15 protein-coding genes are annotated in these 14,036 nt (G+C 61.5%); 9 read left to right on the forward strand and 6 right to left on the reverse strand.

Annotated elements, in window-relative coordinates:
• Window positions 1–254 precede the first annotated feature (254 nt).
• The 4 genes from Q4G32_RS10290 to Q4G32_RS10305 all read left to right on the forward strand — a co-directional run bounded on the left by Q4G32_RS10290 (window position 255) and on the right by Q4G32_RS10305 (window position 3,197).
• On the forward strand, window positions 255–1,589 hold the full coding sequence (locus tag Q4G32_RS10290) for an MFS transporter (RefSeq protein ID WP_303351189.1): 1,335 nt from the start codon (window positions 255–257) through the stop codon (window positions 1,587–1,589).
• Between the two features lie 124 nt (window positions 1,590–1,713).
• Complete coding sequence (locus Q4G32_RS10295) at window positions 1,714–2,403, forward strand: helix-turn-helix domain-containing protein (protein ID WP_303351191.1); 690 nt, start codon at window positions 1,714–1,716, stop codon at window positions 2,401–2,403.
• Window positions 2,393–2,797 (forward strand): hypothetical protein, encoded by a 405-nt coding sequence (locus Q4G32_RS10300; RefSeq protein ID WP_303351193.1) that lies wholly within the window; start codon window positions 2,393–2,395, stop codon window positions 2,795–2,797. The genes Q4G32_RS10295 and Q4G32_RS10300 overlap by 11 nt, the downstream gene beginning before the upstream one ends.
• Window positions 2,772–3,197 (forward strand): hypothetical protein, encoded by a 426-nt coding sequence (locus tag Q4G32_RS10305; protein WP_303351195.1) that lies wholly within the window; start codon window positions 2,772–2,774, stop codon window positions 3,195–3,197. The genes Q4G32_RS10300 and Q4G32_RS10305 overlap by 26 nt, the downstream gene beginning before the upstream one ends.
• 46 nt (window positions 3,198–3,243) lie before the next feature.
• Here the strand turns inward: Q4G32_RS10305 and Q4G32_RS10310 are convergent, their stop codons facing one another.
• Window positions 3,244–4,341 carry a saccharopine dehydrogenase family protein gene (locus Q4G32_RS10310; RefSeq protein WP_303351197.1) on the reverse strand — a complete coding sequence of 366 codons (1,098 nt, stop codon included), beginning with the start codon at window positions 4,339–4,341 and terminating at the stop codon, window positions 3,244–3,246.
• Window positions 4,342–4,506: 165 nt separating this feature from the next.
• Here Q4G32_RS10310 and Q4G32_RS10315 point away from each other — a divergent pair, with 165 nt between their 5' ends.
• Entirely contained in the window at window positions 4,507–5,553 is a 1,047-nt protein-coding gene (locus tag Q4G32_RS10315; protein WP_303351198.1) for an NAD-dependent epimerase/dehydratase family protein, read from the forward strand.
• On the forward strand, window positions 5,550–6,137 hold the full coding sequence (locus Q4G32_RS10320; protein WP_303351200.1) for a TetR/AcrR family transcriptional regulator: 588 nt from the start codon (window positions 5,550–5,552) through the stop codon (window positions 6,135–6,137). Before Q4G32_RS10315 ends, Q4G32_RS10320 begins: the two co-directional genes overlap by 4 nt.
• Before the next feature lie 125 nt (window positions 6,138–6,262).
• Here the strand turns inward: Q4G32_RS10320 and Q4G32_RS10325 are convergent, their stop codons facing one another.
• The 5 genes from Q4G32_RS10325 to Q4G32_RS10345 all read right to left on the reverse strand — a co-directional run bounded on the left by Q4G32_RS10325 (window position 6,263) and on the right by Q4G32_RS10345 (window position 10,221).
• The gene (locus tag Q4G32_RS10325; RefSeq protein ID WP_303351201.1) at window positions 6,263–6,499 is read right to left on the reverse strand and encodes an addiction module protein; all 237 of its coding nucleotides are present in this window, start codon (window positions 6,497–6,499) and stop codon (window positions 6,263–6,265) included.
• A gap of 142 nt (window positions 6,500–6,641) precedes the next feature.
• Entirely contained in the window at window positions 6,642–7,112 is a 471-nt protein-coding gene (locus Q4G32_RS10330; protein ID WP_303351202.1) for a MaoC family dehydratase, read from the reverse strand.
• Window positions 7,113–7,168: 56 nt separating this feature from the next.
• Entirely contained in the window at window positions 7,169–8,341 is a 1,173-nt protein-coding gene (locus tag Q4G32_RS10335) for an acyl-CoA dehydrogenase family protein (protein ID WP_303351203.1), read from the reverse strand.
• On the reverse strand, window positions 8,338–9,276 hold the full coding sequence (locus Q4G32_RS10340; RefSeq protein WP_303351205.1) for an amidohydrolase family protein: 939 nt from the start codon (window positions 9,274–9,276) through the stop codon (window positions 8,338–8,340). Before Q4G32_RS10340 ends, Q4G32_RS10335 begins: the two co-directional genes overlap by 4 nt.
• A gap of 6 nt (window positions 9,277–9,282) precedes the next feature.
• On the reverse strand, window positions 9,283–10,221 hold the full coding sequence (locus Q4G32_RS10345; RefSeq protein WP_303351206.1) for an SDR family NAD(P)-dependent oxidoreductase: 939 nt from the start codon (window positions 10,219–10,221) through the stop codon (window positions 9,283–9,285).
• Window positions 10,222–10,397: 176 nt separating this feature from the next.
• On the opposite strand from Q4G32_RS10345, the gene Q4G32_RS10350 reads away from it, so the two are divergent.
• From Q4G32_RS10350 to Q4G32_RS10360, 3 genes are all read left to right on the forward strand, one after another.
• Entirely contained in the window at window positions 10,398–10,904 is a 507-nt protein-coding gene (locus Q4G32_RS10350; protein WP_303351207.1) for a MarR family winged helix-turn-helix transcriptional regulator, read from the forward strand.
• Window positions 10,905–11,048: 144 nt separating this feature from the next.
• Window positions 11,049–12,569: an o-succinylbenzoate--CoA ligase gene (gene menE, locus Q4G32_RS10355; protein WP_303351208.1), complete on the forward strand. Its 1,521-nt coding sequence runs from the start codon at window positions 11,049–11,051 to the stop codon at window positions 12,567–12,569.
• Between the two features lie 54 nt (window positions 12,570–12,623).
• On the forward strand, window positions 12,624–13,523 hold the full coding sequence (locus Q4G32_RS10360; protein WP_303351209.1) for a hypothetical protein: 900 nt from the start codon (window positions 12,624–12,626) through the stop codon (window positions 13,521–13,523).
• Window positions 13,524–14,036 lie beyond the last annotated feature (513 nt).

A 14,036-nucleotide genomic window follows, 5' to 3' on the forward strand; every position in this document is an offset into this window, starting at 1 on the left:
GCGCGCCCCCCACCCCCCCGGCCGCGCCCCGCCGGCGGTTTTTGTTGGTGACCACCCCCTGGAAACGACCAAACTCGGACGCTCGGCAGTTGTGGCGGGGCAAGGGGACCGTTGGGGAAAGTAATCATTGAAATTTTCAACTATTGGGCTTACTCTGCACTGTGAGGTGGCTCACTTGCATACCGTTCCCGTGGGCACCTCAATTACAGGTCTCGGGGACTCGGGTTCCCCGCCCAACGGAGAGGGGGACCGTGATGAGTGCGGTCACGGAGCCAGCCGAGCTGCAAAGCATGTCCACCAAGGCTCGGCAGAAAGAAGCACGCCGTGTGGTGTTGTCCAGTTATCTGGGTTCCACCATCGAGTTCTACGATTTCCTGCTCTACACCGCTGCTGCCGCCCTGGTGTTCCCCCAAGTGTTCTTCACGGACATGACTCCGGTGGCTGGCACCATCGCCTCCTACCTGACCTTTGCGGCCGGTTACGTGGCCCGGCCGATTGGCGGCATGATCTTCGGGCACTTTGGTGACCGTCTGGGACGCAAGAAAATGCTGGTGTTGTCCATGTTCATCATGGGTGGCGCCTCCACTTTGATCGGTCTGATTCCCAGTGCTGAAACCATTGGAATGGGGGGAGCTTTCATCCTGCTGACCCTGCGCCTGATGCAGGGCATCGCCATTGGTGGTGAGTGGGGTGGAGCTGCGCTCATGGCTCTGGAGCACGCATCCCCCAAGGACCGCGGGTTTGCGGCGTCCTTTGTGAATGCGGGCGCACCGTCCGGTGCCGCACTCGGTACGTTTGCCATGGGCCTGGCTGCCTCCCTGCCGGAGGAGCAGTTCTTCAGCTGGGGCTGGCGTGTGCCGTTCCTGGTCTCTGCGTTGTTGCTGGTCATCGGCTTGGTGATCCGGTTGAAGATCAGCGAATCCCCGATCTTCGAGGCCGCCGTCGAACGCGATGCTGCCAAGGACAAGCCCCGGGAAGTCCCCATCCTCAGCGTGATCAAGCGGCCCAAGAACCTGCTGCTGGTGATGTTCGGCGGTGCCGCAGGCTTTGCGTTGCAGACCCTGCTGGCCACCTTCACCGTCGCTTACGCAGTGGCCCACGGCGCTGAACGCCAGCCGGTGCTGTATGCGTTCGCGTGTGCCTCCGTGCTCTCAATCGGCATGGTGATTTTGGCCGGAAGAATCTCCGACCGTGTGGGTCGCCGACCCCTGATGTTGCTGGGCATGGTGGCGTTCATTGCGTTTGTGTACCCGCTGTTCGCGCTGATGCGCACCGCGGACACCTTCCTGATCTTTGTGGGTTTTACCGTGGCTCTGCTGTGTCACTCCACCATCTATGGTCCGCTGGCGGCGTTCATCTCCGAGCAGTTCGGTACCGCGGCTCGCTACACCGGCGCCTCAGTCGGCTACCAGATGGCCACGCTGCTGGGCGCGGGCTTCACTCCCACCATCCTGGCGGCCATTTACGGCGGCGACGGCCGGATCGGCGCCGTGGTCACCTACCTCATTGTGCTGACCTGCATCTCCGGCCTGGCGATCCTGCTGACAAAGGAGTCCAAGGACATCGACCTGACCACCTACGAGCACTGACCTCCTGCCGCCCCTCCTGCCGAGTGTGTGAGTTTGGTCGTTTCCGGCCGCTGGAAACGACCAAACTCACACACTCGGCAGCTCTGTGTTGACACATATAGTCGTCTAAGCGACTATATGTGTCATGTCGATGACAGTGGCCAAGGCTGCAGAGCATCTGGGCGTGACTCCCCGGCAAGTTCAGCGGTTGGTGGCAGCAGGCGTGATCCCGGCGCAGCGAGGTGTTGGTGACTCATGGTTGCTTGATTCTCATGCGGTGCGCGAGCGGATGCTCCTGGGCGTGAAGCAGGGGCGTAGGTGGAATCAAGCCACGGCGTGGGCTGCCATTGAATTGTTGTCCGGCGGCACTACGGAACGCCTGCAAGGAAGTGCGCTCTCGCGTCTACGCAGATCACTGTGGGGCATCACTGTTCAGGATTTTGTGTGTCAGGCGCAAGGGCGCTCCCGGAGTGTGCGTGTTGTTCAAACTCGACGGCGACGCAGTGACCTCAGTAGCGAACTTCAGCTCACCGGCGCGTCAGCTCTGGAGGACCCAGACTTGGCACGAGCGTTTGGCTTGACGCCCGGGGCAGCAGCCATATTGGAGGGATACTTGGTTGAATCTGCGTGGGAGCACATCAGAGAACGTTACGGCTTGGTGCCTGATGTTGACGGTGATGTTCTCATTCATCTCACGGGTGGTGATCAGCCCGACGTCACTCGACTGGTAGTTGCCCTTGACCTATACATCCGGGGGTCAGCCAGGGAACAGTCCGCAGCGCTTTCAGTGCTCAGTGGGCACCTCCAGGAGGGGGCTGGTCAGCGTGCCCATTGAGCCTACGCGGCCCGAATGGTGGGTGGAAGAACCAGCTGAAGGGTTCGGCGAGCCGTGGCCCCTTGTCTATGAGCTCTGCGATGTCCTGCCGTCCGGATCATGGACGTTGGTGGGTGGGCTGATGGTCCAACTTCATGCCCACTGCACAGGAATACATCCGCAGCGGGCCACCACAGATGTGGATCTGTTGCTACACGTGGAGATTGGCATGACGTGGTCAAACGCCAAGTCAGCTCTGCTGCCTGCGGGATTCCAGCAGCAGAAATCGCTGTATCGAAACGCTGCTGCGCATCGGTTCGTCAGGGTCCGTGCGGAGGGTGGTGAACATGAGGTTGTGGATGTCATGATCGCTGACCATGTGCCACCGTGTGCTGGAGCAGAGCACCCGCGGTGAGAGCCTGGTGCAGGTCCCAGGCGGTACCAGCGCACTTCGGAAGACGGTCAACTGTCACATCACCACAGCCAGCGCAGCGGAAGTGATGGTCAGTCTGCCCAACGTTCTGGGAGCGCTGACCTTGAAGGGTGGGGCCTACAAGACAGATTCCCGCGACAAGCAGCGACACCTGGAAGATGCGGTTGTTCTTCTGATCACTGTGGAGGACGCTGACGAGATTGTTGAGGACACCGAGCAGTGGACTCAGAACGATGGGAGCAGGCTAAGAACACTGCACAAAGCCTTAGATCATGACCACCCCGCCTGGCAGCTGATCACGGAGGAATCCGAGCGAATGAGAGCGCAAAAGTCCCTCGAAATCTTGGCGGAGGGCGCCAGGAAGAACCACGCGCGAGTTTGACAGGGAAATGGCCGCAAAACCGTGCGGTTCAGCGGCTATTTCCCTGTCAAACGCGGATGAGGCCCAGGTGGGCGGCGCCATCTTCGAGCCGCTGCAGACCGAAAACCTCGACCGGACTCAACACACCGGCTGGGAACGAACCGACGGCCAGCTCACGTGCGCCCCAGGCCAGAAGTCGAGCCGTGAGTGTGTACGTGTTCGGACCCTCCAAGCTCACCTGAGACAACGCATTCCCACGCCCATCAAGAGCCACAGCCACAACGCTCATGCGCTGACGCTCACGTTGCTGGGTATCCGGCCCACCAGTACCGATCATCCACCCAGGTGCGGAGGCCATAGAAACCAAAGGCAGTTTGGCCATCACGCCAGACACCGCCATCAGCGCCTGGGCGGGGCGGGTGGGGAACCACCCGTTGTAGACCTCAACAGTGTCCAGGCCTGGAAGTGAGCGGGGGAGAAAGAGCACTTCGGTGCCACTGAGCCGCAACGCCCGCCGACGTTTGCCCGTAACGGAGAACACCGCACTGGCTGATCCGGGACGCAGGTTGACCAAGGTGGGATTGCGCCACGACGGCAGCGCCGAACCGCCCGAGTCAGCCAGGGTTTGCCGGGTTCCTGCGCTCAGATCGACCCACGGGTTCATGGGTCCGATGTGGAAATACCCGATCCGCAGTCCGCGGGCTTGAGCGCCAGCCGACTGAGTTGCAAGAGCGCCAGCCAGCAGACCCGGTACATAGTCGAATCCAAAAGCGGGAAGCATGGTGGAACCGGTGGCCTTGGCGTCGTCGTCGAGCCCCTTGATCAGTTCATGAACAAAGCCAACCTCTCCGGTGGAGTCGAGGTAGTGGCTGCCGGCGTGTGCCGCAGCCTCTGCCACCGGGCGGCCAAAGCGCTCAAAGGGACCCACCGTGGAGATCACCACGTCCTCCGGACCAAACAGGGCCTTGAGGTCGTCTGAATCGGAAGCATCCACTACCGCCACTTCAAGGTTCCCGTGCTGTTCGGCAAGGTGCCGCAGCCGGGCAGCGTTGCGGCCAGCCAGCACGGGACGAACCCCCTGGGCAACCAGCTCCTGCCCGACGAGCCCTCCGGTGTATCCGGTAGCACCCAGCACGATGATGCGGCGTTGGCTGAAGGATTTCATGGGCGTATCCGTTCATCTGAGGTCAGGGCGCGGGTGAGGATGACCCCTGGCGGGTCTCACTCCGGTGAGAGTGAGTCTAGCAAATACGAAACGGCTTGACTTCGTTTTGCTAAAGGTGCATTGTGGTCCCGTCACATCGACCATCGTCAACCCAGGAGAGGGCTCATGAATCACACGATCGACACCGCGGAACCAGTCCTGGTGACTGGCGCTACAGGCTATGTTGCTGGCTGGATCATCAAGGGGCTGCTTGAGGCGGGTGTGACCGTCCACGCCACCGTGCGCGACAGCTCCAAAGCGAAGCGACTGGCCCACCTCAACAGCATTGCCGAAAAGTCGCCCGGTCGAATCCACTTCTTTGACGCGGACCTCCTGACTGAGAGCTCATTCGATGAGGCCATGTGGGACACTCGCGTGGTTTTCCACACCGCCTCGCCCTTCATTCGTGACGTCACGGACGCTCAGCGCGACTTGGTGCAGCCTGCGGTCCAGGGGACAACCAATGTTTTGCGGACGGCCAACCGTACCCCCAGCGTGCGCCGCGTGGTCCTGACCAGCTCCGTGGCGGCCATGTTTGGGGATGCCTCTGAGTTGGCAGCAACTGACGGGCACCTTGATGAGTCCTGCTGGAACACAACGTCCAGCCTGACCCACGAGCCTTACCCATACTCCAAGACGTTGGCAGAGAAAGCTGCCTGGGAGATTGCCGAGGAGCAGGACCAATGGGACCTGGTGACCGTCAATCCCGCGCTGGTCCTTGGAGCTGCCCTCAATGACAGCCCCACGAGCGACAGTTTCTCAATCGTGGAACAACTCATGGGCGGACTTGGTCGGTTCGGTATTCCAAACCTGACCATGACCGTGGTGGATGTCCGCGACGTTGCTGCGGCCCATATCGCGGCCGCCTACACGCCCGAGGCCCACGGCCGCTACTTGGTGGCGGCAGAAGCCACCGATCTTGTGGACCTTGGGCGTCGACTCAAGCCACACACCGCACGTCCCCGCCTGGTGGCTACTCGCGCGCTGCCCAAGCCCCTGGCCGTCCTCATTGCGCCCGTGGCAGGTATGGACCGGGCCTACGCGCGCAACAACATTGGGCACCCCGTCCACGTGGCAACAACCCGTACCCCTGATGAGCTGGGGGTCACGTATCGGGCCATCGACGACGCCCTGGGCGAGATGGTCAACCAACTCCAGGCAGTGAAGTCATGAGTGAGCGCCCCGTGGGACGCCCCATGAATGTCAGCCTGGACAAGAAATTTCTGGATGCGACCATCGAGCTGATCTCCGCACAGGGTTATCGCGCGGTGTCCACCGCGGCAGTGGCCAAACGCGCAGGTGCCTCCACGGCCAGCCTCTACCGCCGCTGGCCAACCAAACGCGAGCTGGTGCTGGCCGCCGCACGGGCCTTTGCTGAGCAAGAGCAGGAGCCAATCGACTCGGGCTCACTGATTGGCGACCTCACCGCTGAAATTAGGTACAAACAAGATCTGATGACCCGCGTGGGCCCCGTGCTCCTGGGGTTGCTAGCTGAAGCACAGCACGACTCTGAACTGTTGGGGGTGCTTGACCAGGCGTTGTTCCAGCCAACTCGGGACTGTCTCCGGGACATCCTTGACCGTGCGATTGATCGCGGGGAAATCTCCTCGACCAGCGCACCCCACGCAGAAATGCTGACCGACCTCATTCTGGGCAGCACCATGCTCAGCAGCACTCAGGGTCCATCGGGCGGGAGCCCAATCGCCCCCGAAACGCTGGCAACCACCCTCGCCGCTTCCCTACTGCCGAGTGTGTGAGTTTGGGCGTTTTCGCCCGCTGGAAACGGCCAAACTCACACACTCGGCAGGTGTGGCGGCGGGATGGCGGAGAGGGCGGCGGCCATGGCTGCCGTATCGGTCGGGATGCTTCCGCTGAGTCAATGTCATCTCGTGATGGACGCTCGCAGACGCGTGAAGTGGTCATCAGCATCCACTAATTCGACCGATCCGGAGCGTATCTCGGCCAGCCGCTGAGTCGCCTCAACGCGCCATGTGGCGTCAATGTGCTCCGTGCCCTCTGACCCGTGGAGGCTCTCAATCAAGGCGTTGGCCACAACTGCACGCTGATCAGCGTCGAGCGCCAAAGCGTCTCGCATTACGTCCACAGTCTCCGGTGCCATGCTGCCCAGTGTACGTCGGAAGAACCACGCTCACGTTTGACAGGGAAATGACCGCAAAACCGCATGGTTTGGTGGTTATTTCCCTGTCAAACGTGAGAGAGCCCGGGCGGCGGCCCCGGCCGGTGCCCAGGCAGGCCCACACTTACGCGTAGAAGCGATTCAGGAACGTGGCCACCACCGCCGGGCGCTCCTGGCCCTCGATCTCGATGGTGCCATCCGCCACCAGGTGCAGGCCGTTGCCCTTGACCTCCTGCACGTCCGTGATGGTTACGGTCAGACGGATACGTGCGCCCACAGGCACGGGGGATGTGAAGCGGCATTTGTCCAGGCCGTAGTTGACCTTGGTGGACACCCCGGTCACGTCAAAGAGCTCGGACCACATGGGGATCAACAGGGACAAGGTCAGAAATCCGTGCGCAATGGTCCCCCCAAAAGGACCGCTAGCAGCTCGCTCGGGGTCCACGTGGATGTACTGGTGGTCATCGGTGGCATCGGCAAACAGGTTGACCTGATCCTGGGTGATCTCCCGCCAGGAGCTGTAGCCCAGGTTCTCGCCCACAAGGTCCTTGACCTCGTCAAAGCTCACCACGGTCTGTGCAGTGTTCTCCGTCATTGTTCAGTTCCTTTCAACATAAGAGTTCAACTATGACGTCGTCGTAGTCCCGTAGGTCACACGAAAGCCGAGCGGCCGGAGATGGCGCGCCCCACCACCAGGGCGTTGATTTCGTGGGTGCCTTCGTAGGAGTAGACGGCTTCGGCATCGGCGTGGAAGCGGGCCACGTCCGTGGCCAGGGTGATCCCGTTGCCGCCCACCACTTCCCGGGCCAGAGCAACGGTTTCGCGCATGTGCAGACTGATCCACATTTTGGCCAGCGCGGAGTCCTGATCCCGGTACACCCCGGCCTGCTGTTGGGCGGCCAGTTGGGAGGCCATGGACAACGACGCCGTCACATTGCCCAGCATTCGCGCCAACTTCTCCTGCACCAGCTGGAAACTGGCCGTGGGACGACCGAACTGTTCGCGTTCGCGGGTGTAGCGCACCGCTGCCTCGTAGGCACCGGCCTGGATGCCGCAGGCAATCCAGGCCACGTCCGAACGCATCTCCCGCAGCATGGCCGCCACAACCTTGAAGGAGTTGCAGTTGTGCAGCCGCGAAGATTCCGGAACCCGCACCCCGGTCAAGGTGATGTGGGCGTTCTGCATCATCCGCAGGGAGGTCTTGCCGTGGATCTTCTCCAGGCTCACCCCGTTGGCCTCACGAGGGACCAGGAAGGCTTTGACCTGGGAATCGGCAACATCACGGGCAAAAATGCACAGGAAGTCTGCGGTCAGCGCACCACCGATCCACCGTTTGGCGCCGTCGATCACCCACTCGTTTCCGTCACGACGCGCGGCCGTGGCCAATCCGCCCGCAATGTCCGAGCCGTGCTCCGGTTCTGTCAGGCAGAACACCCCGGTCATCTCAAAGGACTGGATCTTGGGGTCCCATTCGGCGAACTGCTCGGCCGATCCGCCTACCCGGCAGGCCGTGCGGAACAGTCCGGCCTGGGCGGTGTAGAACGTGGCAATCGAGGCATCGCACCTGGCCAGCTCAAAAATACGGAACCCGTGGTACAGCGCCCGCGGGGTCTGACCCACCAACTCGGGTGGGTGCATCAGCTGGAGTTCCTGCAGTGGTGCGGCAACCTCCGTGGGGAAGGTTCCCGCCTCCCAATGCTCGGCCAACAGCGGCCGCACGGTGGAGTCCAGCACGGACCGTAGGCGCAGCAGCGGGGCACGCTCGGCAACCGTTAGGGCATCGGCGACGCCGAATGGGTCACTGTCCGGGTAGAGCTCGCTCATGAGTCCCCTCCTTCCGCCACAGAAACACCGGCCGCATCAGAGCCCGTCAGGCCCAACAGCCGTGCGGCGTTGTGTTTGAGGATTCCCGGTCGCACCTCGTCCTTGAACGGTGCCTCCGCAAAAGCCCCCAACCACTTCTGCGGGGTGATCAGCGGATAATCCGTTCCAAACAGCACCCGGTCTGGGAACATGCGGTTGGCGGCATGGATCAGAGACTCCGGGAAGTACTTGGGGGACCACCCGGAGAGGTCAATCCACACGTTGGACTTGTGTGTGGCAATGGAGTTGGCTTCCTCCTGCCAGGGGACGGAGGGGTGGGCCATGATCACTTGCAATTCGGGGAAATCAGCAGCCACAGCATCCAACAGTAGCGGGTTTGAGTACCCCAACTTGATGCCGTAGCCCCCGGGCAGTCCGGCGCCCATCCCGTTCTGCCCCGTGTGGAACAGAGCAGGCACATCCAGTGCCTGGATCGCCTCCCACAAGGGGTAGAACTCAGTGGAGGAGGGGTCGAATCCCTGCAAGGACGGATGGAACTTGAATCCCCGCACTCCGTACTTCTCCACCAACATTCGCGCGCGGTCCACCGCGGCAGCACCCTGCAGAGGGTCCACGGAACCGAAGGGAATCAGGACATCGTTGTTGCGGGCCGCCCCCAGCGCGATCTCCTCGATCGAGTTGGGTTCATGCTTCAAGGCGGTGGTGGCATCCACCGTGAAGACCACCGCAGCCATGTTCCACTCCCGGTACCGTTCGGCAATCGTGTCCAACGACGGCGACCGATCCTCCGCCTTGAAGTACTTGGACGATGCATCCACCAATGGCTGCGGCAAGGACAGATGCCCGTGATCCGAGCATTCGATGTGCACGTGCATGTCGATCGCATCAACCTTCTCAAGGTCGATCCCGAACTCATACGGAGTCACAGCGCTCATGTCCGATCAGCCCTGTGGCTTCAAATCATCGGGCAGGGCCGGCATGACCTCACCGCACTTTTGCAGTTTGCCCTCGGTCAGCCCGTCGAATTCCGCAGCCAGATCCTCGTAGCTCCAACCACCCTCCTTGTACTCGGTCACCAAGGGGGCCGGGTGGGAGAACAACTGCAAACGGTCACCGCCGGCACCGATGGCCTGGCCGGTGACTCCTGCGGCGTCGTCGCTGGCCAGGTAGGTGATGAGCCCGGCAACGTCCCCTGCGGTCCCAAAGCCCAGGTCATGCCGGAAAAACGGCGGCATGGGCTCACCGGCTTCATCGGCCTCCACCGCAGCAGCAAAGAACGGGATGGTCTTGGTCATGGCCGTGGCAGCCACGGGGATCACAGCGTTGACGGTGACCCCGGCCTTCTTCATCTCCAGCGCCCAGGTGCGTACCATGCCCACAATCCCGGCCTTGGCCGCGGCGTAATTGGTCTGCCCAAAGTTGCCGTACTGCCCCGTGGGGGAGCCGATGGTGATGATCCGCCCGGCAACACCGTTGTCCTTGAAGTACCGGTAGGCCTCCCGCACGCAGGTGAAAGTGCCGCGCAGATGCACCAGAATCACCAGGTCAAAGTCCTCATCAGTCATCTTCAGCAGGGATTTGTCCCGCAGAATCCCGGCATTGTTCACCAGGATGTCCAGTCCACCAAAGGCATCCATGGCACCCTTGACCAGGGCTTCAGCAGTCTCGGTGCTGCCCACGGGGGCGACGACGGCGCTCGCGCGCCCACCGGCGTCCACAATCGAGGCGACGGCTGCATCCGCAGTGGCCTGGTCGACGTCGTTGATGACCACTGCAGCCCCGCGGCGAGCCAGCTCTTGAGCGTAAGCCAGGCCGAGCCCCTGGCCCGATCCGGTGACAACGGCAACTTTGCCGGCCAAAGGTGTGGCGGACTGGGTCATGGTGTGTGCTCCTTTGCAACAACTGGTCAAGGTGGCCAGCATGGCGGGCTGACTGCGTGGACCATCAGGTTCAGTGTTCATCACAGACCAAACCGTTGAAAATGTCAACGATTAAAGTACGCGACGGTAGGGGAGAATGACTGTGACAGTTCGGTGCGGATGAAGGCGGGTGGCGGGTGGCGCAGGCGACAACGCAGGTGGATGGCGACGACGAGCGCAGATCAGCAGTGGAACTGCAGCTCATGACGGGAAACTCGCGTTTTGAAGACGCTCGCCTGGCTCAGGAATCCATGTTCTTGATGAACCGTTTTGGCTCCCTGGGCTCTGCTCTGACCAACGGTTACCTGAGGGCGTGTGAGCTGAAAGTTCGCCACTACTGCGTGCTGTCGCTGGCTTGCGAGCAGCAGGCGCCTACTCAGCGTGAACTCAGCGACTTTCTGGTCCTTGACCCCAGTCAGGTGGTCGCGTTGGTGGATTATCTGGAGGGTATGGACCTGGTGCGCAGGGCTGCGGACCCACGGGATCGGCGGTCCAAGATCATCGTCCCAACCGACCGTGGGCGTCAGGCCTTGAAGGACGCTGAGGCGCAGGTGGCGGCTGCATCCGACCGCTTGCAATCGAACCTCTCGGAGAGTGAAAGAGCGCAGCTGCAGGGGCTGCTGCACAAACTGGCCGCCAGTTAGCCCTGGACGCGCTTCATGTCACATCGTAGGATCTGCAAATAGTTGAAAAATTCAACGATTTGTGGCGGTGGCTGACGGTCTTGACACCAGGACGATGCGCAAATTTGCCCATCCGCCGCCAATTTGCAGTGGCAAGGAGGGCGCGTGCGCAACTTCGGTATCGGATCTTGGCTGGAGCGTAGATTCCAACGTTCGGGCACCAAGACTGCATTGGTGGATGGGGAGCGCATGCTGACCTATGCCCAACTGCGTGATCGGTCAGCACGGATCGCTACGGCCTTGGACGCAGCGGGTGTCCAGCAGTGTGATCGCGTGGCGCTGCTCGGGGAGAACAGCGCCGATTTCGTAACTGTCCTGTTCGGCACAGAGCTGTTGGGCGCCGTGTTCGTTCCGCTCAATACGCGGTTGGCACCAGGTGAGATCGCCTTTCAGCTGGAAGACTCCGGGGCCAAGATCCTGCTGCATGATCCAGCATTGATGCAGGTGGCGGCCGCCGCCGTCGGAAATTTGGGGACTTCTGTCCCACTGTGGACCCTGGGGGAGAGCCAGGAAGGTTCCCTGTCCTTGGATGAGCAGATCAAGGACACTCAACCATGGACAGAGGACCAGGATGTCTCCCAGGACGATCTTGCGGTGATCCTCTACACCTCCGGCACCACGGGCAAGCCCAAGGGTGCATGTCTCACCCACGGCAACCTGACCTGGAATGCGTTTAACGTTCTGGTGGATTTTGACGTTGCCTCCCCGGATGTCTCTCTTCAGATCTCACCCATGTTCCACGTGGCCTCTCTGGGAATGGGTGTGCTGCCCGTGTTGCTGAAAGGCGCCACGTTGGTGGTCGAGCCCAAGTTCATCCCCGCGCGGACCTTGGAACTGATCGAGAAGCATGGGGTTACATGGCTGGCCGGTGTCCCCACCACCTACCAGCTCCTCACGGAGGACCCGGCATGGGAAACCACGGACATTTCCACGGTTTCCAAGATGACGTGTGGCGGTTCGGCCGTTCCGTTGCGGGTGATTGAAGCTTATGAAGCACGCGGTCTACGCTTCACCAACTGCTACGGCATGACCGAAACTTCCCCCGGAGTCACCACGCTGCCACCGGACAGATCCAGGGAGAAGGCGGGATCTTCCGGGATTTCTGAATTCTGGACCGATTTCCGGATCGTGGATCCCATGGGGGACGCAGCTCCTGTCGGGGAACCCGGGGAGATCCTGGTGGCCGGACCCAACGTGATCAGCCGCTACTGGAACCGTCCTGACGCTGCCGGTTCCTGGGAGGCAGGATGGTTCCGTACCGGGGACATGGGGTACACCGACGACGACGGCTTCCTTTACATCTCCGACCGCATCAAGGACATGATCATCTCCGGCGGGGAGAACGTGTACCCCGCAGAAGTTGAGGCCGCCATGCTGCGGATGCCTGCCGTGCAGTCCGTGGCTGTAGTGGGAGTCCCGCATGAGAAGTGGGGAGAGGTACCCCACGCGGTGGTCGTACTCCACGATGGTGCTGGATCCGTCACGGCGGCACACGTGGAGGAGTTCCTGGACGGCAAGCTGGCACGGTACAAGGTGCCCAAAACCTTGACGATCGTGGAGGAACTTCCCCGCACAGCCTCCGGCAAGATCCGCAAGAACGTCTTACGTGAACAACTCGGCGGGTAGGTTTGTACTCAGGTCCAAAGACCAGCAGGGCCCTGAGTACAAGGAGCGGCAGCCATGGCAGCACAAGCGCGACCCACGGGAGCACCCACCTGGCTGGAATTGAGCACGGGGGACCCGCAGACAGCCAAGAAGTTCTACGGTGACCTGTTCGGGTGGGAATTCGTGGACCAAGGTCCGGACTACGGTCACTACACCATCATCCAGAAAGACGACGTCCCCGTGGGTGCGCTCATGTTCACCATGGATGAGACCGGTCAGCCGGTGAAAGTGGTGACGGCAGCCTGGACCACGTTCCTGGCCACCTGGGTTTCACACCTTGGGGCCGTTACGGTCCTCCCGGTAGCTATTAGTGCTTGTCCGGGCGTTTTGGTGGTGTGGTTTGGGGCACTAATAATATCGGTAGAATCAGCGTTCATGACCCCGTTCCTGCGGAAGGTGAAGACCGCTTCCGGGGCGACGGCTGTCCAGATCGTGGAGAAGAAGCATGGGCAGCGCAGGATTCTGGAGCATCTGGGCTCCGCGCACACAGAGTTCCAAATGGCCGCGTTACTGCGGGTTGGGCGGGACAAGCTCGCGGCGAACCAGCCCACACTGGACTTCGACAACGGTTCCAAGGCCCGGCCCCGTGCCAGCGGTGCGGTCGTGGAGGGGGTGATCCGCTTCGCATGGGATCGGCTCGGGTTCGTCCGGATCGAGGATGAGGCGTTCTTCCAGCTCGTGCTGGCCCGGCTAGTGGAGCCGACCTCGAAGCCGGACAGTCTCCGGGTGATCGAGGAACTCTGCATCACTCCAAGCCATCACAACACCTACTACAAGTCGCTGCAGCGCTGTGCTGCGAAGGAATACCGGGAACGGCTCACGGCGGCGAGTTTCGAGCACGCCGGGCCAAGGCGACTACGGGAGCACCCATGTGCAAAACCACCAATCACGTCAGGTGCTGCACTCACCCCCTGAAACCGCCGACCATTACCTCCTCCGGGCACTGCTAGACACCGGAGGTTTCAGGCCGCTCCTACGCCCTCTTTTGCGATGCGCCGCTGAATTCTTCGCATGTCATTCGACAACTGACATGCGAATCAGGGCCGTTATCGCGAATGGTCGGTGTCGGTGGGCCCTGAGCGGTCCTTGAAGCCTCCGTTCATCAGGAGCATTACGACAAAGATGATAGCCAGTATGGCAAGGAAGATGCCTGCCGTGGCTAGTCCTCCTTGGATCAGTAAGAATTCACCGAGGAGGAACATTACTATGGCGCCAACAGCGCCAATGACGAGCCATGGGGTAATACGCATGGTGAATATCTCCTTGATAACGAGTGAGACCTCAAATCAAGTTTATCAATCAGTGAGGCTGTAGATTCTGGGTTCACGACCCATGCTAGCGGGCATCTTCGACCTGAGTCCAACAATGACATGCCTACCACGCCCCTAGTGCGTGGCGCGGCTTGTGGAGCAGCCCCAGGCGCTGACT

It is taken from the genome of Kocuria sp. (assembly GCF_030538595.1).
Taxonomy (GTDB): domain Bacteria; phylum Actinomycetota; class Actinomycetes; order Actinomycetales; family Micrococcaceae; genus Kocuria.